Genomic DNA, 20,604 nt, shown 5'->3' with positions numbered 1-20,604 from the left:
TCCGGATGACGAGTGCATTGACAAAGACACTCGTCATTTCCCCAGAGTCAGTTAGCAGTCAGAGCAGCAACTACCGGCACGATCAACACGGTACTGATCGCCATCGACAACACATTGCCAATATACGGATGCATGTGCTTTGGCAGCCTCCCTGCGATCGCGCAGGCCAATGGCGGTGCGATCAGCGCCCCCAGCAAAGCACTGAGCACAATCACGCTCGCGCTCCCTCCATGGGTCAACACCGCCGCAGGTACTACGGACACCAACGGCACATAGGTCGGATACCACCCACGCTTTCGCCATTGCTGACGCCACAACAGGACGCCCAGCAGTGAGGCCAGCGCCTGACCCGTGACCAAATGGGGCAACCATCCCGACCCGTAGGCAGGGCTTAAGGGATTCAACGCATAGGCCAGCAAAACCCCGGCGAGCAACCCCAGGCTCGCCCATTCATTGCCAAAAAACGGCGCTTCCGAAAAGTCGGCCAACACTCGGCGCAATGTCCAGCGAACTCCGTAGTCCGGTGGAGCAACGGTCGTGGTAGGGGGGACATTGACCCTGCTCTCAGGTTTACGGCTAACCAACCCTGGCAATGCCCGACACAGCAAAAACGCCGCCACGCTGCCCAGTGCCATACCCAGGACATTCCCGATCACCACCGGCAATCCCAACGGGAGGCATAAGTAATTCACGAACAACAGACAACTTGGCGTCACTAGAATCGCACCGAGTAGGGCACCATTCAGTGTGACCTTCCAGCCACCTCCAAACAGCAACACCATGGCCGCCGGTAACGACACAAATGCCGCAAACGTGGGCTGCCAGGATTCGGCACTCACCGTCCAGCCCCACAGTGCATTGCTCAGCAAGAGCCCAAGCAATGAGCTAGTCACCAGCCAAGGCCAAAGACCCGTGCCATAGCTGATGCTGAAACCCTGCCAGCGCTGGGCGTAACGGCTGGTCCAGTAACCGAATGCACCGCCAAGCAGCAAGCCTATAGATGCAAACTCATGTTTGTAAAACGCCACCTCGCTGACATCACCGACCACCCAGCGCAACCAGGCAGTCGGTGAAGGCAGGGCGGCTACCATGTCGTTATAGGCGGGCCAGTAGCCCGGCGCGGAAGATGAATACATCACCGACAGTGCGGTGATCGTTCCGATGGTGACGAGTGTAAAAGCAATCAGGATCGTCAGATGGCGAGCAGCCGAGTCTGATGACGGTTTCGTCGAGATAAAGTCCATGATCCTGCCCCCATCAACGTGGCAGGCACGGGTGGTGGCGATAGCCGAGCATGCCGTCATACAGGTCGATGCGGCGATCACGCTGCAGGTCGTTCAGATCATTCCAGATCGGTGCGCTGCGGGCGCTGGACAGATCGATGTCGGCATACAAAATGGCCTGCTCATTCGGCGAGGCGACTTTGCCGATTGGCCAACCGTTGGTGCCAGCGATCAGCGAACAACCAAGGTACCGCCCCCCATGTTCCTCACCGATCCGGTTGGCAGCGGCGATGAATACGTTGTTGACGTGGGCGGCGGTCATGGTCAGGTAGGAGGCCATGCATTTGCCCGCTTCATCGAACAGCGGCGGCGGAGTCCACACCCAGTTGTTCAAGCTGCAAATGATGTCGGCGCCTTGCTGGGTCAGTATGCGAGGGACTTCAGGGAACCAGATGTCCCAGCAAATCAGCAAGCCGACGCGGCCGATGGGCGTCTCAAACACCGGGAAACCTAGATTGCCCGGCGTAAACCACAGCTTTTCCTTGTTCCACAGGTGGGCCTTGCGGTACTTGCCGATCAAACCATCCGGGCCCAAGAGCACCGCCGTGTCGAACAGTTGCATGCCCTCGCGCTCCGCCAGCCCGGCGACGAGGTATACCTGCCGGTCTCGCGCAAAATCCATCCAGGCTCGGATGCTTGGGCCGTCCGGAATGGACTCGGCATGCTCGAACGCATCTTGGCGATTGCTGAACAGGTAACCGGTATTGGCCAGCTCCGGCAGCACAATCAGGTTGGCGCCATTGTTCACCGCTTGCAGGGCCAGGCTAAGGCTGTTGGCGAGGTTGGACTGGCGATTTTGTGTGCCGACTTGCGGATCGAATTGCACAACGGCAACGCGGGCGAGACTGGTAGCTTCGTTCATGGATCATGACCTCTTTTTATTGTTATGGCTCCGCTACGGTAGGCGGATGCTTAAGTAGGAGGTCTTTTCGGTGTGCTCGTCAGTAGTCTGTTTCCGCTAGAGATGTAGGCTCTTGCCATAAAGGCTGGGTCTGGTAGCTCGGGTAGTCGTCAAGAGTAAAATCTTGATCTTTTGCAGGCTTTACTTCCGTTGCTTCTCAAAACGAATGTCCCCTTGCCCTAGATTCTTCACGGGCTGCCAGCCAAGGTTTCTATAGAATCCGCTCGCACGGCTTGCTTCAGCGGTTTCTAGCCATATCTTCTGATGGCGTTTAAACAGGAAAGACTCTGCTTTGTGCATCAGATTACGCCCCAACCCGTATCCTTCGAATTCCGGTAGGACGAAGACCGCGAATACGCAGCCATCTTCAATATCGACCATCGAAAAACCTACTGGAACACCACAGACCTGCGCGACCCAAGCGCACGGAGTCTCTGAAATTGCCTGACTTATGGCTTCAGGTGTTATCCCCATATCCGCTAACTGATCTTCAGATAAGTGATTTTCCTGAACGCTGGTTCGAATCTTGAAAATCGCATCGACATCGGCAAGTTTGGCAAGCCGGACTACTGCTTCCATGGCGTCTTCCTTTTTTCATCCGTGTAATGGAAAGTATCCTTACATATATCGGTGCTAGTGCAGCGAAAATGTCTACGCCGCACCCTTGGAGCCTGCTGGATGAACCGTCAACGTCCACCTGATCACTTCGCAACACCTCCTGCCGCACCAAGCACTGAAAGCACCGCCGCCCATCCGCCTGTTTGGCATAGCGGTCCGGACTTCTTGACCATTAGCAACACCGGTTCGGCCATTTTGGGCTTCTGCTGCGCGGTGCTTATGCTGTTGCCGGCCTTCTGCCTGGCGATACTGCTTTTTGTCGGGCTCGGTGCGATGCAGGACGTGCCATCCGGGGATGAGTCGAGTTTCACAACATCGTCGTTCATCCTGTTCCTGCTTGGTTTTGTCGTGCTTATGGGCTTGGTCTTTGCGTGGATATTTTCTGAGCCTAGCGTGGAGGCCTTCACGTTCGACGAAAACCAGCGACTGCTGACCCTCACGGTCACTCGGCGCGGACGTAAACCCACTCAATGGCGCGTGCCATTCAGCGACATTATTTACATCTGCCCCTATGTGGTCGCTGCGTTTGACCGCGATGGCCATTTTAGCGTGGTGTTTCAGGGACAAAAGAACAAGGTATTCGAGTTCCGGTTTGCGCAGGGCACTTCTCTGGAAAACATGGAGTTTCATGCGACGTGGTTGCGGGGAATCATCGGCGAACGGATGCACGAACTACTGAATCTGGACAAATGAGCAAAGCACATCCATCCATTTACGGGTTTTCCATTTCGGCTTTTCAAACGCCTCTAAGGCGATACGAACCTTGATAGGCGTGCGAAAGTGGATCGCGTAGTTAGCCGTGAACAATCCCCCTCGGCGATCTGCAGTAGGCTGGTCGCGCGTTCACGGAGGAAAACATGCGGATCTACATCACTGGCGCCTCGTGCGCAGGTGTCACCACCCTGGGCCAGAACCTTGCCACGCGGCTCGATGTGCAACACGTCGACGTCGATGACTTCTACTGGATGCCCACAAACCCGCCGTTTACGACCAAGCGACCCGCCGCTGAACGTGTGTCATTGATTCAGCAAACACTCAGTGGCGAAGCTTGGCTGTTGACCGGTTCCTGCATGGGCTGGGGCGACGCCCTGATGGCTGCTGTCGACCTGATCGTGTTCGTGGTGACACCCACGCCCGTTCGTCGCGAACGCCTGGCGGCCCGTGAAAAACAGCGCTTTGGCGATCGGATCGCGCCCGGTGGCGACATGCACCAGATCCATGTGGCCTTTCGGGAGTGGGCTTCGCAGTATGACGATCCGGGCTTTTCAGGGCGCAACCGCGCGTGGCACGAGAGGTGGCTGTCGGAGCAAACGGCGCAGGTGTTGCGCATTGATGGAACGCGGGATGCGCAAAAGATGGCGGCGGATGTCATCCAGGCGCTGCCACGTTAGCCCGGAACCCACTGTCGAACACGCGGTCCGAACGACTGCGCCCCGCGATGGCATCGACCCTCTACCGTGAAGGATCACACCCGATGAAACGATTGACCGCCAGCCTCCTGCTCGCCGGCACCAGCCTGATTTGCGCTTCCAACACCTGGGCGTGGAGCAGCGACGGAGACAAGATCAAGTTGACCGAGGGCGAAATCGCGTTCTGTCGGACCTGGCAGAACGACGGCACTTTGGTGATGTACGCCAGGCAGAAGGGGGAACCCACGCCGACTTACCCTGATGACGCCTACTCTGAGCCCTCCGATGAGCAAAAAAAGATGCGAGCCTATTTCATTCGAGAGGCAAAAAATGTTCAGGTTGCCAACACCGAAAAAGAGCACGTGGCAGTTTCCGAAGCCTTCGGCGTCCAGATGCTGAATCGCTGCGTAGGCCTGGTCACCTCGCTTCCATCGAGCAAGGAACCGTAGGCCGCCATCCGCCGCTGATGGGCCAGCCGGCTCGCGGCGCTGCCGCACATTGCCTGATAAATCCCAGACAAAGAAAAGCCCGCGATGGGGGCACGGGCTAAAGGGATGTTCATTAGGAGCTGGATTAACCATAAGCCTCCGTCTGTGAAAACGGCGTGAAAGGAAAGCCTGCAATACGAGCTTTTTTGTAGGACTGTGCCTCGCTGGTCAGCTGGCGTACTGTGTCGGTTCATTTTTCCCACAGTGAAGGGTGTTATCCATGTCAGATGAAGTACGGCTTGTCGTGATTATCCAGACCCAACCGGGCCGCGGGCCGGACCAGTTGGCAGCGTTCGCGCAACTGGCGCCGCTGGTCAGGGCCGAGCAAGGCTGTATTCAATATGACCTGCACCCCGTCTCCGGCAACCCGGACAGTTTCGTGCTGATCGAGAAGTGGGCGTCCAAAGCTGCGCTCGAAGCCCACCACGCCACGCCCCATATGATCGCGGCGAGCCGGCACAATCCTACGTTCCGCGCCGGGCCTTCCACGGTCTTGTTGCTTGAGGCCGCTGTTTAAGCAAGCGCCTATCGCACTTTTTTGCATTTCCTCGCTCTATCTCTGACCCCACCACATAAATACTCCCTGTGGTCACAAGAGCGAGACCTGGTGCCGATAGTTCGTCTGTTTACTTCATGCAAGCGTCGCTGGACGCGTCAGCCTCTGCTACTGGCTGCCGCGTTCATGCTCTGTACTGTCGGTTGCAGCCAGCAGCAGGCGCGAGATGTGGCCAAGCAATTGAGTAACGGCAAGCCGGATGAGTTCTTTCAGACCAGCGTTGATCGCATGGCGACCCTGGGCATGCGCGCCAATCTGCAAAGTCTGTATTTGCTGATGAACAAACTTTACCTGCGCAACCCCAGCCAATGGCGGCAATCGGGATACCCGGATGCGGTGAGCGCGGCCCGGGAAATCCGCCTGGCGATTGAAAACCGTCGCCCGTTGCCAGCCCTTGGCGAGCGGCGCGACCTGGTGGCGTTGAGCTACTCCTTGAGCCCGGAGTTTCGCGGCGATCGTGTCGGTGCGTTTATCTATGCCATCGGCAGCATGATCGTTACCGCCCACGGCGGGCGCACCGAGTTTTACCTCACCGATTCAATCAACCCGCAATTCGTCAGCAACGCCGCACGCAACATCGAGAAGGCCACCTGGCTGCTCAGCCAGCGCCAGGATGCCAATGGCGTGTTGCTGCTGTTCTCCAACGAAATCTCGGAGGAGGGCAGCAACCTCAGTTTTGCCGTGGAGTTTGGCAAGGTCGTCGCGCGGCTCGACCTGTTGACCCAACTGCTGGATGAGCGCTACCGGCGGATCGGGGTCAACTATGCGCAGAGCTTGTTGCTGATGAATTTTCTGCCGGTACAGTGAGCCACATGCGTACGCCATAGCAGGGAAAAAGCATGGCGTTATCCTCGTCTTGCTTTACATCCTTGTGGCTAAAAATGTCCAATTGCCCCGTGATAGACGGTTTCAGCCGCCTAGCACCCCATCCGCTTTGCCCAAGAGGCCTCAATGCAGATCAACAGCGAGCGTGCAGCCACTGCATGCGGTTTGGTAGCGATTCTCCTGTGGAGTACCGCCGCCGGGCTTATCCGCAGCGTCAGTGAACTGTTCGGCCCATTGGGCGGTGCGGCGTTGATCTACACACTGGGAGCGGTGCTGCTGGTGATGTTCCTGGGACGGCCGCGGGTGCGCTCCACCTCCTGGTTCTACCTGATTGTGGGCAGTGCGCTGTTTGTGGCGTACGAATTGTGCCTGTCGCTGGCATTGGGTTACGCAAGCAATCACAACCAGGCGATTGAGCTGGGTGTGGTGAATTACCTGTGGCCATGCCTGACCGTACTGCTCGCCATCGTCATGAATGGGCAAAAGGCCCGTTGGCTGATCTTGCCTGGCACCGTGCTGGCGTTGTTCGGCATCGTGTGGGTGGTGAGCGGCGATGGCCTGGCCTTGGCCACCCTCGTCGCCAATGTGAACAGCAACCCCCTGAGCTATAGCCTCGCGCTCGGCTGTGCAGTCACTTTTGCGCTTTACTGCAATGTCACCCGACGCTACGCCGGCGGGCAAAATCTGGTGATGCTGTTTTTCATCCTGGCCGCCAGTGTGCTCTGGTTGAAATACGCGCTGAGCAGCGAAGTGCTGCCGGCATTCACTTTCAATGGCAGCCTGCAACTGGGTGCGGCCGGTGTGGCCATGGCCGGCGGTTATGCGCTGTGGAACGTCGGAATACTGCGCGGCAACCTGACGTTGCTCGCCACTGCCTCGTACTCTGCGCCGGTGTTGTCTTCGGCATTTGCCGCTGTGTGGCTGGGTGCGCATCTCACTGCACAGTTCTGGCAAGGCGCAGTCCTGGTAACGCTGGGCTCACTGATGTGCTGGCAGGCAACGCGGGTGCGTTCAACGGCCTGAGCCAGTACGTTGTTTCGCTTTCCAGTGTAGGAACGGGCCTAAGTGCACGGACGCTGCTTGAAACGCTCTCGGCTCGGCAATAGCCTCGGACTTTTCTTAAACATGAGTGGCTGCCTTGGGTAAGCAAAAAACGCGTTGGCCGACTGATCGCGAGATTCGCCTGCGATTTATCCTGTTTGCCGTCATCAATGCCGCGAGCGTTCAAGGCGTTTCTGCGGAGTTGTTATTGCCCGCGCACAAACTGCTGCGGGAATCGCCGACAGAGGCGCAGTTGCACGACACCCTGGCCGAGATTTTGGCGACCGATGAAATGTATGGTTTGCGGTTTCCTCCCGGTTCAGAGGCCGATGAGCTGTTGCAGACGCTGAATCTCAGCCGCGGTTAGATCGATCCTTTCCTTCTGACAGGCCGCCATTGCTGATCGCTTGTACGCCACAGGTAAATACCCGGTTAATCAGGCGTGACTTGAGCGCGATCCTTGTCTTCCCATCTGGGCCCCGCCATTTTCGCCTCCCCGATTTCCAAGGACCCACCCCATGTTGCTGCGTCAACCTCCGCTCCTTTTCGCTGCCCTGACCTTTGGCTCACTGGTGCACGCCGAAGGTCTGCAACTGGCCCCGGTCGAAGTCACCAGCAGCGAAGCCAGCGCTGGCGAAATCGCCGAGGCCCAGCTCAAGAGCGTGCCGGGCGGCACCAACTACATCGACATGGACAGCGTGCAGCAGGGCAGGGTGAGCACCAACGAGGACGTGTTCAAGTACCAGGCCGGGGTGTACGCCAAGGCAGCGAACAACGAAGGGATCAAACTGTCGATCCGTGGCTCGGGCTTGAACCGCAGCCCCGGTGCCCATGGCTCGGGCCTGTATGAAATGTTCGACGGCCTGCCGCTGACCGGCCCTGGCGGCACGCCCTATGAATTGAAAGACCCGTTGTGGCAAAGCCGCGTCGAAGTGCTGCGCGGCGCCAATGGTTTCGACCAGGGCGCCTTGGCCCTGGGGGGCGCGGTCAACTACGTGACCCGCACCGGCTACGATGCGCCCAAACTGCAACTGCGCTATGAAGTGGGCAGCAAAGGTTACGCCCAGCGCGAGATCAGCTCGGGCCAGGTGCTGGGGGATGCCGACTACTACATCAGCCTCACCGACTCCGAATCCGACGGCTACCAACGCCAGAGCGCAGCCACCGGCAAAGGCTTCGCCGCCAACTTCGGCTACCGCTTCAGCCCGGAATTGGAAACGCGTTTTTACATCCGTTACCGCGAAACCACCAACGATACCCCCGGCAAGTTGACGCGCGACCAGATCAGCCACGACCCCCGCGCCGCCAACAGCCTCAACGCCGCCCGTGACTCCAAGCGCCTGCAACCGGGCTCGACCTGGATCGCCAACAAGACCACCTTGCAGCTGGACGACAACTCCCGCGTCGAATTCGGCTTGGCCTACCACGATTACCCGATGGACCTGCGCGAAGGCACCATCCGCCTGAAAGTCGCCTACACCGACATCAGCAGCACCCTCAATTACATCCGCCAGGACACGCTGTTCGGGCACGACAGCAAGACCACCATCGGCCTGCGTACTACCCAGGCGATGCCCAATAACGGTGGCGCGGAATACGTGCGTATTCCTTCAAAAGACCCCACAAAATACTACGCCCCCGGCACCAAGACCCGCGACTACAGCTACCTGGGATCCGACACCGTGCTGCACATCGGCAACGACCTGGAGCTGGTGCCGGACCTGTGGCTGACCACCGGCCTCGCGGCAATCTATACCCGCCGCGAAACCGAAGTCACTTACCCAGAGACCCACGCACCGCTGAGCCAGCACGATTGGGACTACGCACCACGGGTCGGCCTGCGTTACGACTTCACGCCGCAATTGCAGGTCTACGGCAACCTGAGCCGCTCGGTGGAGCCGCCGCATGCGTGGTCGATGATCTGGGGTTCGAACAAGTACTTTACGAGCGGACCGGCCAACGGCATGGCCCGCGAAGGTGTCAGCCTGAAAAACCAGACCGCTACAACCTTGGAGATCGGGGGACGTGGCGAGCAGTGGTTCGGCCAATGGGACTTGGCGCTGTATCGCTCTGAAGTGCGCCACGAATTGCTCACTGTAGAAGTACAGGCCGAAACCTCCAGCACCCGTGCGATAAACGCCGAAAACAACGCCAGCCCAACCATCCACCAAGGCATCGAACTGAGCCTGCTCAGCCCGCTGTGGGACGGCGGCGGCAGTGGCAAGCTCGACCTGCGCCAGGCATATGCCTTCAGCGACTTCCACTACCGCGACGATGAGCGCTTCGGCGACAACACCTTGCCGGGTATCCCCAGGCACTACTACCAGGGGCAGTTGCGCTACAGCCATCCGACCGGTTTCTACACCAGCTTCAACACCGAGCATTCGTCAAAAGTGGCAGTGGACTATGCCAATTCCTACACGGCTGCGTCCTACACCCTCTTGGGTGCAACCTTCGGTTACGACGCCCCCAAGCACGACTGGCAAGCCTGGGTTGACCTGCGCAACCTCACCAACCGTCGCTACGCCAATACCGTCACGCCGGGTTACGACGACAAGGGCGCAGACATGGCGCGTTCCACACCGGGCGATGGTCGCGGCATCTACACCGGCGTGTCCTGGAGCTGGCGCTGAGGCTGACAGACCGTCATCGCAGGCAAGCCAGCTCCCACAGGGATTGGCGTTGGCTGTGAGATCTGGAGCCAGACGCGTTCTGCCGAACAACACAGCTCACCTGTGGGAGCGGGCTTGCCCGCGAAAGCGGTGGTTCAGCCAACACCTCCACCAACAGTCTCACCGCCTTCGCAGCCTCGCTAAAGCTCGACAGCTCCCACAGGGGATTGGCAGTGCCTGGGCGATCTCCAGCCGAGCACTCACTATCCATCAACACCAATCAACTGTGGGAGCGGGCTTGCCCGCGAAAGCGGTGGTTCAGCCAAAACCTCTACCGACAGTACCGCCGCCTTCGCAGCCTCGCTAAAGCTCGACAGCTCCCACAGGGGACTAGCAGTGCCTGGGCGATCTCCAGCCGAACACTCACTCCCCATCAACACCAATCACCTGTGGGAGCGGGCTTGCCCGCGAAAGCGGTGGTTCAGCCAAAACCTCTATCAACAGTGCCACCGCTTTCGCAGCCTCGCTAGGGCTCGACAGCTCCCACAGGGGATTGGCAGTGTTCGGGCGATCTCCAGCCGAGCACTGACAGCCCGCCAACACCAATCACCTGTGGGAGCGGGCTTGCCCGCGAAAGCGGTGGTTCAGCCAACACCTCTCCCAACAGTGCCACCGCCTTCGCCGCCTCGCTAAAGCTCGACAGCTCCCACAGGGGATTGGCGGTGTGAGGGCGATCTCCAGCCGAACACTCACTATCCATCAACACCAATCACCTGTGGGAGCGGGCTTGCCCGCGAAAGCGGTGGTTCAGCCAAAACCTCTACCGACAGTACCGCCGCCTTCGCAGCCTCGCTAAAGCTCGACAGCTCCCACAGGGGACTAGCAGTGCCTGGGCGATCTCCAGCCGAACACTCACTATCCATCAACACCAATCACCTGTGGGAGCGGGCTTGCCCGCGAAGGCGGTGGTTCAGCCAACACCTCTATCAACAGTGCCACCGCCTTCGCAGCCTCGCTAAAGCTCGACAGCTCCCACAGGGGATTGGCAGTGCCTGGGCGATCTCCAGCCGAACACTCACTTCCCATCAACATCAATCAACTGTGGGCTTGCCCGCGATGACGGTCCGTCAGTCAACAGTGATAGGTGCTGCTCAGTGGTTCTTGCTCCTACTTCGTTTTACTGGCATTGTTTGCGCAATTGGTAATATTTCCCATTTGAGACTCTTTTGCGCATGCATGACATTCCGGCCACGCTTGACGGTTCAGCCCGTCAGCAGACCCTTGCGGCAATGTACAGCGAGCATCACGGCTGGTTGCACGGCTGGCTGCGCAAAAAGCTGGGTTGCTCGCAACACGCCGCCGACCTGGCTCACGATGCGTTTATCCGCGTCCTCATGCTCGCCGAACCGCAACATATCAAGGAGCCCCGGGCGTTCCTGGCGACCACGGCAGGGCGCTTGCTGATCGATAGTGCCCGTCGTCGCCGTATCGAAAAAGCCTACATGGAGGCCCTCGCCGTCCAGTGCGAAGACGCCGGCATGCCCGACCCAGCGGCGATCCATGTCGCGCTGCAAGCCCTGGAACGCATCGCCGAGATGCTCGCCGGCTTGCCCGCCAAGGCTCGCGAGGCCTTTCTGTTAAGTCGCCTCGACGGGCTCACCTACAGTGAAATCGCCACGCGCCTGGAAGTTTCCTCCAGCACCGTCAAAAACTACATCTCCAGCGCCCTGGTGCACTGTTACCACAGCCTGCACGGGGCCGACCCGCTCTAATGAACTGCGAACACATCATCCAGCAAGCGGCGAATTGGCTGACACGCTTGCACGACGAAGACGTCAGCGACGCCGAGCGCCAGGCCTTCCGCGCATGGTGCGACGCCGACCCGCGCCACGCCGTCGCCATCGAGCGCATGCGCGGCCTGTGGGGCAGCCTCGACACCTTGCCGGCAAAGCCTGCGCGTCGCGCCCTCAACCGTGCGTTTGCGCCCCAACACCGGCGTGGCGCCCAGGCGGTCGGTTTGCTCGGCGTGGTGCTCTGCGCCTGGCTGGGCCTGCAACACCTGCCGGTGTGGATGGCTGACCAGCGCACCGGCGTCGGCGAACGCCGGCAGATCGCCCTCGACGATGGCAGCCAACTGCAGCTCAACAGCAACTCGGCGGTGGACGTGAAATTTGACGGCCACCAGCGAGTGATCGAGTTGCTGCAAGGCGAACTCTGGGTCGATGTGGCCAAGGATGCGCAGCGACCGTTCGTAGTGCGCACCGACCAGGGCACGGCGACGGCACTGGGCACCCGTTATCTGGTCAAGCGTGCGGCCGACGGAACGACCGTGGTCACGGTGATCGAGTCCACCGTGGCCGTGCAGGGCGACAGCCGCGACAGCGTCAAGGTCATGGCCGGCCAGCGTTCGGTGCTTGACCACGGTCACGCGCAGCCTGCGCAAGCCAGCGGCAATGCCGATGCGGACGCCTGGACCCGTGGCCTGCTCAAGGTCAATGACCAACCCCTCGGCGACGTCCTGCAAACCTTGGCCAGCTATCGCCACGGGATGCTGCGTTTCGATCCCGAGGCCCTGCGCAACCTGCGGGTGTCCGGGGTGTTCAAACTGGATGACACGGCGGCGGCGCTCGCGGCATTGGCGGATAACCTGCCGATCCAGGTGGAGTACTTCACCGACCTGCTGGTGGTGGTCAAGCCGCGCTAGGGTTCGTTCTGGCGCAGGCGTTTGTACAGGGTGTTGCGGCTGACGCCGAGTTCCCGCGCAAGGTGGGAAATGTTCCCGCCGAGCGCCTTCAAGCGCTGGTTCAGGTCGATGTTGTCATCCAGAAACTCATTGGCGGGCAGCGGCGGCGTCACGTTCAGGTCGACAAAAAAATCATCCGGCAGGTGTTCCGCGCGAATCGGCTGCTCTTCGGCCATCGCCAGCGCGACCTGCAACACGCTGCTCACCTGGCGCAAATTCCCCGGCCACGGATGCTGCTCAAACAGTGCCAGCACCTCGGCGCTCAGCCCGGCCCATTGGGTCGGCTCGCGGTGTTGTTGCCAGAGTTGCTGGAACAGCGCCTGCTTATCGGTGCGCTCGCGCAAGGGCGGCAACTCCAGGGTCAGGCCACCAATGCGGTAGTACAAATCCTCACGAAAACGCCCGGCCTGCACCCATTCGCGCAGGGCGCGGTTGGTGGCCGAGATAATGCGCAAATCCACCGGGAACAGCTCGCTACTACCGACTGGTTGCACACAACGTTCCTGCAATATCCTTAGTAAACGCGCCTGGGTCGGCAGCGGCATATCGCCGATCTCGTCAAGAAACAACGTGCCCTTGTCGGCCTTGCGGATCAGGCCAATGCTGCCTTTCTGATTGGCCCCGGTGAACGCGCCTTTTTCGTAGCCGAACAGTTCCGATTCCACCAGCTCAGCCGGAATGGCCGCACAGTTCACCGCGATAAACGCCTGCTGGCTGCGGGAACTGGCCTGGTGCAGGGCTTTGACGAACACCTCTTTGCCCACGCCGGTTTCGCCGTGGATCAGCAGCGGAATGTCCTTCTCCAGCAACCGCTCGGCCTGGCGTACGGCCTTCTCCACGCGCAGGTCGCCGAAGTGCAAGGTTTTCAGGCCAACCGCTGCCGGCTTTGGCGCTGCGGGTTGTGTGAATACTCGCGCCTGCACCGGCATCTGCTTGGGGCGTTTCAACAGGCACTGGAACCGATTGCGTCCCGCCGCCTGCAACGAAAACGGCAAGCCTTCCGGCTGGTTCAACAACTCCAGCAGCGACACCTTGAACAAACGGTCGATCATCACCCGCGACAAGCTGATGCCCAGCAGGTTGTCTGCACGGCGGTTGGCCGAGAGCACCTGGCCGCTGTCATCAAAGATCAGCAGGCCGGCCCATTGGCTGTCGAGGTTGTTCAGGCCGGTGTTGAAGGTCAGTTGGAAGTGTTCACCGCGAAACAGGTTGAGGATCAGCCGGTTTTCTACGGTCTGGCTCATCATCTTGACCATGCCCAAGGTGTGGGAGGGCGGCAGGTAGCTGTCGCTGGACACATCCAGCACCGCAATGATCTCGCGTTGCGCATCGAAAATCGGCGCCGCCGAACCGGTCATGAAGCGGTTGGCCTTGAGGAAGTGTTCGTCGTGCTCGATATGCACCGCCTGGGCACAGGCCAGCGCGGTGCCGATGGCATTGGTGCCGCTGGAACGCTCCTGCCAGCTGGCGCCAGGGTTGAAGCCGCGGGCCAGTTTCGGCTCGATGAACCGCTGGGTGCCCCACGAGGTCAGCACCTGGCCCTGGTTGTCGGCCAGCATGATCAGGCAGTTGGAATTGCTCAGGATGTTTTCGTAGTACGGCAACACTTCCTGGTGGGTGGTCTGCACCAGGGAATGTTGGCTTTCGAGCAGTTGGCTGATGCCTGCGGCGGGCAGTTGATCAAAGCTGGGGGCGCTTTGATGGTCCAGGCCGAATGCGCGGCAACGGCGCCAGGATTCCTGGATAAGGGTGTCGTGAGCCAAGGGTTCGGCCATGGTGTGACCTTCTTTTATTGTTATTTTTATACAGCCTTGCGCAGCCCGATGTGGGAGCGGGCTTGCCCGCGATAGCGGTGGGTCAGTCACTGAACAGGCAAGCTGATACACCGTCATCGCGGGCAAGCCCGCTCCCACATGTTGGCGGTGTCGATGGCCAAGAGAGTGTTGTTCAGAACTGTTCATTGTCAACCCCCGAACTGTTCAGTTGTTCAGTCGGATTGTTCACTCCCGAACATCCCGTTCAAGCCATTTCCTCATACATCAAGCACTTGCAGTTTTGGCACGAAACTCGCTCTGACGAATGGCCAGATTCATTCCAATAATAAAAAAGGTCGTGTCATGTCATTGACCCTGGAACATGTCTCCCGCGTCGTTGAAGGCCAAACCTGGATCGACGACGCCACCCTGCGTTTCGAAGCCGGTTCCTTCAACGTGTTGCTCGGCCGCACCCTGTCCGGCAAGACCAGCCTGATGCGCCTGATGGCCGGCCTGGACAAGCCCGACAGCGGCCGCATTCTGATGAACGGCGTGGATGTCACCCACAAGCCGGTGCGCCTGCGCAACGTGTCGATGGTGTATCAGCAGTTCATCAACTACCCGACCATGACCGTGTTCGAAAACATCGCCTCGCCCTTGCGCCAGGCCGGGATGGCCAACGAGCTGATCCAAAGCAAGGTGCTGGAAACCGCCAAGATGCTGCGCATCGAGAAATTCCTGCAGCGCCACCCGCTGGAATTGTCCGGCGGCCAGCAGCAGCGCACGGCCATGGCCCGGGCCTTGGTGAAAGACGCCGAGTTGATCCTGTTCGATGAGCCGCTGGTGAATCTGGACTACAAACTGCGCGAAGAGCTGCGTCAGGAAATGCGCGAGCTGTTCAAGGCGCGCCATACCATCGCCATCTACGCCACCACCGAACCCAACGAAGCCCTGGCGCTGGGTGGCACCACCACCATCCTTCACGAAGGTCGGGTGATTCAGAGCGGCAAGGCCGCCGAGGTCTATCACCAACCCCAGAGCGTGCTGGCTGCCGAGCTGTTTTCCGAACCGCCGATCAACCTGATGCCGGGACGGATCAGCGGCAACGAAGTCAGCTTCGCGAATTTTGTGCACTTTCCGCTCAATGTCGATTTGCGCCCCATCGGTGAAGGCGAATTCCGTTTTGGCGTGCGTCCCAGCCATATCAGCCTGGTGCCGAGCAACGACGATGACCTGGAGCTGGCGGTGACTGTGGAAGTCGCCGAGATCAGCGGCTCGGAAACCTTTCTGCATGTGCGCAGCGAACATTTCCTACTGGTGCTGCACCTGCCTGGGGTGCATGAGTACGACGTCGACGCACCGATCCGCGTGTATATCCCCACCCATAAACTGTTTGTGTTCGATAGCCAGGGCCGCTTGGTCCAAGCTCCCGGGCGACGTGTTGCGAGGGTTGCCTGATGGCCGAGATCCATTTGCAGAACCTGGCGCACAGCTACAGCCCTACGCCGAGTGGTCCTGAGGACTACGCAATTAGGGAAATGAACCACGTCTGGGAGCAGGGCGGTGCCTACGCGTTGCTCGGGCCGTCGGGTTGCGGCAAGTCGACCTTGCTCAACATCATCTCCGGCCTGCTCAGCCCCTCCGAAGGCCAGGTGCTGTTCGACACCAAAGTGGTCAACGACCTCACCCCGGAAAAACGCAATATTGCCCAGGTGTTTCAGTTCCCGGTGGTGTACGACACCATGACCGTGTTCGACAACCTGGCGTTCCCACTGCGCAATCAGGGCATGGCCGAAGCGAAAATTCACAGCAAGGTGCAGGAAATTGCCGAAGTCCTCGACCTACAAAACCTGCTGACGAAAAAGGCGCGCAACCTCACCGCCGACGAAAAGCAGAAAGTCTCCATGGGCCGTGGCCTGGTGCGTGACGACGTGTCGGCGATCCTGTTCGATGAACCGTTGACGGTGATCGACCCGCACCTCAAGTGGAAGCTGCGGCGCAAGCTCAAGCAGATCCACGAGCAGTTCAATATCACCATGGTCTACGTGACCCACGACCAGTTGGAAGCCTCGACCTTCGCCGACAAGATCGCGGTGATGTACGGCGGGCAGATCGTGCAGTTCGGTACGCCGCGTGAACTGTTCGAGCGCCCCAGCCACACCTTTGTCGGCTATTTCATCGGCAGCCCTGGGATGAATCTGATCGAGGTGCAGGCCGAGGTGGGCGGGGTGCGTTTTGCTGGTACCCATCTGCCGTTGTCCGAGGCGCTTCAACAGCGCATCAACGACACGCCTTACAAAAAACTCCAGGTCGGTATCCGCCCGGAATTTATCCACGTATGGGATGAGTACAACCCTGACGCCCTGCACGCCGATGTCACTCATCTGGAAGACCTCGGCACCTACAAGATCATCACCCTCAACCTCGACGGCGCGCTGTTGAAGGTCCGCCTGGCCGAAGACAAACCGGTGCCGCAAGGCCAGGCCTGCATCAGCTTCCCCGCGCAATGGCTGATGCTCTACGCCGACGATTACCTGCTGGAGGTGCAGCCATGAACAAGGTGCAGAACAACAAGGCCTGGTGGCTGGTGTTGCCGGTGTTCCTGCTGGTGGCGTTCAGTGCGGTGATCCCGATGATGACCGTGGTCAACTACTCGGTGCAGGACATCTTCGACCAATCCAGCCGCTACTTCGTCGGTGCCGATTGGTACAAGCAGGTGCTGCTCGACCCGCGCCTGCACGACTCACTGTTGCGCCAGTTCATCTACTCGGCCTGCGTGCTGTTGATCGAAATCCCTCTGGGTATCGCCATCGCCTTGACCATGCCGACCAAGGGCCGCTGGTCGTCACTGGTGCTGATCATCCTCGCGATTCCGTTGCTGATCCCATGGAATGTGGTGGGCACCATCTGGCAGATTTTCGGCCGCGCCGACATCGGTTTACTGGGTTACAGCCTCAACGCGCTGGGCATCAGCTACAACTACGCGGCCAACACGGCAGACGCCTGGGTCACTGTGCTGGTCATGGACGTATGGCACTGGACCTCGTTGGTGGCGCTGCTCTGCTACTCGGGGCTTCGGGCCATTCCGGATGTGTACTACCAGGCCGCACGGATCGATCGTGCATCCGCCTGGGCGGTGTTCCGACATATCCAGTTGCCGAAGATGAAAAGCGTGCTGTTGATCGCGGTGATGCTGCGCTTTATGGACAGCTTCATGATCTACACCGAGCCGTTCGTACTGACCGGCGGTGGACCGGGGAATGCCACTACCTTCCTCAGTCAGACGCTGACCCAGATGGCCGTAGGTCAATTCGACCTGGGGCCGGCGGCAGCGTTTTCCCTGGTGTACTTCCTGATCATCCTGTTGGTGTCCTGGCTGTTCTACACCGCCATGACCCACTCCGACGCCAACCGCTGAGGCCGCAGACATGAGCAAGCGCAAGGTTATCCCGCTGCTGATCTACATCCTGTTCCTGTTGGTGCCGATCTATTGGCTGCTGAACATGTCCTTCAAGAGCAACACCGAAATCCTCGGCGGGCTCACGCTGTTTCCGCAGGACTTCACCTTGGCCAACTACAAGGTGATCTTCACCGACCCGAGTTGGTACACCGGCTACCTCAATTCGCTGTACTACGTCAGCCTGAACACGGTGATTTCTCTTACGGTGGCACTACCGGCGGCCTACGCTTTTTCGCGCTATCGCTTCCTCGGCGACAAGCACCTGTTCTTTTGGCTGCTGACCAACCGTATGGCGCCGCCGGCGGTGTTTTTACTGCCGTTCTTCCAGCTGTATTCGTCGATCGGTTTGTTTGACACCCACATCGCCGTGGCACTGGCTCACTGTTTGTTCAACGTGCCGCTGGCGGTGTGGATTCTTGAGGGGTTCATGTCCGGCGTACCCAAGGAGATCGACGAAACCGCCTACATCGACGGCTACTCGTTTCCCAAGTTTTTCGTGAAGATCTTTATCCCGCTGATCGGCTCGGGCATCGGCGTGACGGCATTTTTCTGCTTTATGTTTTCCTGGGTCGAGCTACTGCTGGCGCGCACTCTGACCTCGGTCAACGCCAAGCCCATTGCTGCGGTGATGACCCGTACGGTCTCGGCATCGGGCATCGATTGGGGCGTACTGGCAGCGGCGGGGGTGTTGACCATCCTGCCCGGCATGCTGGTGATCTGGTTTGTTCGCAACCACGTGGCTAAGGGCTTTGCCCTGGGCCGGGTCTGAGGAGTCGATGATGGAATGGATGGCCTGGACCACCCCCACTGCACTGTTCTTCGGCGGCATTGCCCTGATTCTGGCGGGCATGACCACCTGGGAACTGCGTTCGCCGAGTATCCCCCGGCGCGGTTTTTTACCGATCAGCACCACCCGTGGTGATCGCCTGTTTATCGGTCTTCTCGGCAGCGCCTACCTGCATTTGCTGGTAATCGGCGTCACCGGCTGGAGCATCTGGGTGGCGACTGCGCTGTCCCTGGTGTGGCTGTTGAGCGTGATGCGTTGGGGCTAGTGCCCTTATGAATAAACAACCAGGAGGTCTCTATGTTCGATAAAAACAATAAGCTGCGACATAGCATTTCATTGGCCGCCGTCTTGGCCCTCAGCGGTTTGAGCGCTTCGGCCTGGGCCGATGCGTACGAAGATGCCGCGAAAAAATGGATCGGCAGCGAGTTCAAACCATCCACCCTCACGGCCGAGCAGCAGCTGGCGGAACTCAAGTGGTTTATCAAGGCGGCCGAACCGTTCCGTGGGATGAAGATCAACGTGGTGTCGGAAACCCTCACCACCCACGAGTACGAGTCCAAGGTCCTGGCCAAGGCCTTCAGTGAAATCACCGGGATCAAGCTGACCCACGACCTGCTGCAGGAAGGCGACGTGGTGGAGAAGCTGCAAACCCAGATGCAGTCCGACAAGAACATCTATGACGGCTGGGTCAACGATTCCGACTTGATCGGTACGCACTTTCGCTATGGCAAGACGGAATCCATCACCGATCTGATGGCCAACGAAGGCAAGGACTTCACTTCGCCGACGCTGGACCTGAAGGACTTTATCGGCCTGTCCTTCACCACCGCGCCGGACGGCAAGCTCTACCAACTGCCTGACCAGCAGTTCGCCAACCTATACTGGTTCCGCGCCGACTGGTTCGAACGTGCGGACCTCAAAGCCAAGTTCAAGGAAAAGTACGGTTATGACCTCGGCGTGCCGGTCAACTGGTCGGCCTACGAAGACATCGCCAAATTCTTCAGCGAAGACGTCAAGGAGATCGACGGCAAGCGCGTGTATGGGCACATGGACTACGGCAAGAAAGACCCGTCCCTGGGCTGGCGCTTCACCGATGCCTGGTTCTCCATGGCCGGTGGCGGCGACAAAGGCTTGCCCAACGGCCTGCCGGTGGACGAGTGGGGCATTCGCGTCGAGGACTGCCATCCGGTGGGCTCCAGTGTCACCCGTGGCGGCGACACCAACGGCCCGGCCGCCGTATTCGCCACGCAGAAATACGTGGATTGGATGAAGGCCTATGCGCCACCGGAAGCAGCGGGTATGACCTTCTCCGAATCCGGCCCGGTGCCGTCCCAGGGCAATATTGCCCAGCAGATCTTCTGGTACACCGCGTTTACCGCCGATATGGTCAAGCCGGGCCTGCCAGTGGTGAATGCCGACGGCACGCCGAAATGGCGCATGGCGCCGTCGCCGGTCGGGCCTTACTGGGAAGAAGGTATGAAGAAGGGCTATCAGGACGTAGGCTCCTGGACCTTCATGAAGTCCACTCCAGAGAAGCAAAAGCTTGCGGCCTGGCTCTACGCGCAGTTCGTGACCTCAAAAACCGTCTCGCTGAAGAAAACCATCGTCGGCCTGACGCCGATCCGAGAGTCCGACATCAACTCCCAGGCCATGACCGACCTGGCGCCGAAGCTGGGTGGCCTGGTGGAGTTCTATCGCAGTCCGGCTCGACTACAGTGGTCGCCAACCGGCACCAACGTGCCCGACTACCCGCGTCTGGCGCAGCTGTGGTGGAGCAACATCGCCGCCGCCGCCAGCGGCGAGAAGACCCCGCAACAGGCGCTGGATAACCTGGCCAAGGAGCAAGACGCAATCATGACGCGCCTGGAGCGTTCCAAGGTGCAAACGACGTGCGGCCCGAAAATGAACCCCGAGCGTGACGCGCAATACTGGTTCGACCAGCCGGGTGCACCGAAGCCGAAACTGGCCAACGAGAAACCCAAAGGCGAGACCGTGGCCTACGGCGACCTGCTCAAACAATGGGAGGCCGCCCGTAAGTAACAACTTGTAGTGAGCGGGCTCGCCCCGCGCTGGGTGGCGAAGCCGCCCCAAATCCAGGCGCCGCGGTGTATCAGAAAGACCGAGGTG

Annotated in this window: 20 protein-coding genes; 16 read left to right on the top strand and 4 right to left on the bottom strand. The window is 59.7% G+C overall.

All coding sequences use genetic code 11. The annotated features are described in order from the left end of the window. Positions 1-47 precede the first annotated feature (47 nt). The 3 genes from LIY36_RS16675 to LIY36_RS16665 form a co-directional block, all read right to left on the bottom strand. Complete coding sequence (locus LIY36_RS16675) at positions 48-1,244, bottom strand: hypothetical protein (protein ID WP_226456343.1); 1,197 nt, start codon at positions 1,242-1,244, stop codon at positions 48-50. A gap of 13 nt (positions 1,245-1,257) precedes the next feature. Continuing rightward, the gene (locus tag LIY36_RS16670; RefSeq protein ID WP_226456342.1) at positions 1,258-2,145 is read right to left on the bottom strand and encodes a nitrilase family protein; all 888 of its coding nucleotides are present in this window, start codon (positions 2,143-2,145) and stop codon (positions 1,258-1,260) included. Positions 2,146-2,325: 180 nt separating this feature from the next. Then, positions 2,326-2,763: a GNAT family N-acetyltransferase gene (locus LIY36_RS16665; RefSeq protein WP_226456341.1), complete on the bottom strand. Its 438-nt coding sequence runs from the start codon at positions 2,761-2,763 to the stop codon at positions 2,326-2,328. Between the two features lie 99 nt (positions 2,764-2,862). On the opposite strand from LIY36_RS16665, the gene LIY36_RS16660 reads away from it, so the two are divergent. The 10 genes from LIY36_RS16660 to LIY36_RS16615 all read left to right on the top strand — a co-directional run bounded on the left by LIY36_RS16660 (position 2,863) and on the right by LIY36_RS16615 (position 12,437). Beyond that, the gene (locus tag LIY36_RS16660) at positions 2,863-3,495 is read left to right on the top strand and encodes a hypothetical protein (RefSeq protein WP_226456340.1); all 633 of its coding nucleotides are present in this window, start codon (positions 2,863-2,865) and stop codon (positions 3,493-3,495) included. Between the two features lie 164 nt (positions 3,496-3,659). Next, positions 3,660-4,193, top strand: a complete 534-nt coding sequence (locus LIY36_RS16655) for an ATP-binding protein (protein ID WP_226456339.1) — start codon at positions 3,660-3,662, stop codon at positions 4,191-4,193. A gap of 83 nt (positions 4,194-4,276) precedes the next feature. Beyond that, the gene (locus LIY36_RS16650) at positions 4,277-4,660 is read left to right on the top strand and encodes a hypothetical protein (protein WP_226456338.1); all 384 of its coding nucleotides are present in this window, start codon (positions 4,277-4,279) and stop codon (positions 4,658-4,660) included. Positions 4,661-4,919: 259 nt separating this feature from the next. Further along, a complete protein-coding gene (locus tag LIY36_RS16645; RefSeq protein ID WP_226456337.1) occupies positions 4,920-5,216 on the top strand; it encodes a putative quinol monooxygenase in 297 nt (98 codons plus the stop codon). Positions 5,217-5,381: 165 nt separating this feature from the next. Next, positions 5,382-6,062 carry a hypothetical protein gene (locus LIY36_RS16640; RefSeq protein WP_226456336.1) on the top strand — a complete coding sequence of 227 codons (681 nt, stop codon included), beginning with the start codon at positions 5,382-5,384 and terminating at the stop codon, positions 6,060-6,062. Positions 6,063-6,206: 144 nt separating this feature from the next. Further along, on the top strand, positions 6,207-7,103 hold the full coding sequence (gene yddG, locus LIY36_RS16635) for an aromatic amino acid DMT transporter YddG (RefSeq protein WP_226456335.1): 897 nt from the start codon (positions 6,207-6,209) through the stop codon (positions 7,101-7,103). Between the two features lie 115 nt (positions 7,104-7,218). Then, entirely contained in the window at positions 7,219-7,488 is a 270-nt protein-coding gene (locus LIY36_RS16630; RefSeq protein ID WP_192296449.1) for a hypothetical protein, read from the top strand. Between the two features lie 151 nt (positions 7,489-7,639). Continuing rightward, a complete protein-coding gene (locus LIY36_RS16625; protein ID WP_226456334.1) occupies positions 7,640-9,754 on the top strand; it encodes a TonB-dependent receptor family protein in 2,115 nt (704 codons plus the stop codon). Positions 9,755-10,965: 1,211 nt separating this feature from the next. Beyond that, positions 10,966-11,505 (top strand): sigma-70 family RNA polymerase sigma factor, encoded by a 540-nt coding sequence (locus LIY36_RS16620; RefSeq protein WP_226456333.1) that lies wholly within the window; start codon positions 10,966-10,968, stop codon positions 11,503-11,505. Next, entirely contained in the window at positions 11,505-12,437 is a 933-nt protein-coding gene (locus LIY36_RS16615) for a FecR family protein (protein WP_226456332.1), read from the top strand. The genes LIY36_RS16620 and LIY36_RS16615 overlap by 1 nt, the downstream gene beginning before the upstream one ends. Here LIY36_RS16615 and LIY36_RS16610 read toward each other — a convergent pair. Further along, complete coding sequence (locus tag LIY36_RS16610; RefSeq protein ID WP_226456331.1) at positions 12,434-14,251, bottom strand: sigma-54-dependent Fis family transcriptional regulator; 1,818 nt, start codon at positions 14,249-14,251, stop codon at positions 12,434-12,436. The genes LIY36_RS16615 and LIY36_RS16610 overlap by 4 nt on opposite strands. A 342-nt stretch (positions 14,252-14,593) precedes the next feature. Between LIY36_RS16610 and LIY36_RS16605 the strand changes: the two genes are divergently transcribed. Genes LIY36_RS16605 through LIY36_RS16580 form a run of 6 tightly spaced genes read left to right on the top strand, consistent with a single transcriptional unit; the run spans position 14,594 to position 20,517 of the window. After that, the gene (locus tag LIY36_RS16605) at positions 14,594-15,688 is read left to right on the top strand and encodes an ABC transporter ATP-binding protein (protein ID WP_226456330.1); all 1,095 of its coding nucleotides are present in this window, start codon (positions 14,594-14,596) and stop codon (positions 15,686-15,688) included. After that, complete coding sequence (locus tag LIY36_RS16600; RefSeq protein WP_226456329.1) at positions 15,688-16,785, top strand: ABC transporter ATP-binding protein; 1,098 nt, start codon at positions 15,688-15,690, stop codon at positions 16,783-16,785. Before LIY36_RS16605 ends, LIY36_RS16600 begins: the two co-directional genes overlap by 1 nt. Beyond that, positions 16,782-17,648 carry a carbohydrate ABC transporter permease gene (locus LIY36_RS16595; RefSeq protein ID WP_017735078.1) on the top strand — a complete coding sequence of 289 codons (867 nt, stop codon included), beginning with the start codon at positions 16,782-16,784 and terminating at the stop codon, positions 17,646-17,648. Before LIY36_RS16600 ends, LIY36_RS16595 begins: the two co-directional genes overlap by 4 nt. 10 nt (positions 17,649-17,658) lie before the next feature. Next, positions 17,659-18,459 carry a carbohydrate ABC transporter permease gene (locus tag LIY36_RS16590; RefSeq protein WP_017735079.1) on the top strand — a complete coding sequence of 267 codons (801 nt, stop codon included), beginning with the start codon at positions 17,659-17,661 and terminating at the stop codon, positions 18,457-18,459. A gap of 10 nt (positions 18,460-18,469) precedes the next feature. Further along, entirely contained in the window at positions 18,470-18,742 is a 273-nt protein-coding gene (locus LIY36_RS16585) for a DUF2160 domain-containing protein (RefSeq protein ID WP_192296443.1), read from the top strand. 32 nt (positions 18,743-18,774) lie between these two features. Continuing rightward, the gene (locus LIY36_RS16580) at positions 18,775-20,517 is read left to right on the top strand and encodes an ABC transporter substrate-binding protein (RefSeq protein WP_192296442.1); all 1,743 of its coding nucleotides are present in this window, start codon (positions 18,775-18,777) and stop codon (positions 20,515-20,517) included. The last annotated feature ends 87 nt before the right edge of the window (positions 20,518-20,604 follow it).

The sequence above is a fragment of the Pseudomonas sp. AF03-9 genome (assembly GCF_020515815.1).
Classification (GTDB): Bacteria; Pseudomonadota; Gammaproteobacteria; order Pseudomonadales; family Pseudomonadaceae; genus Aquipseudomonas.
Note: the sequence above shows the minus strand (reverse complement) of the source record. Positions and strands in the feature narration are given on the sequence as shown.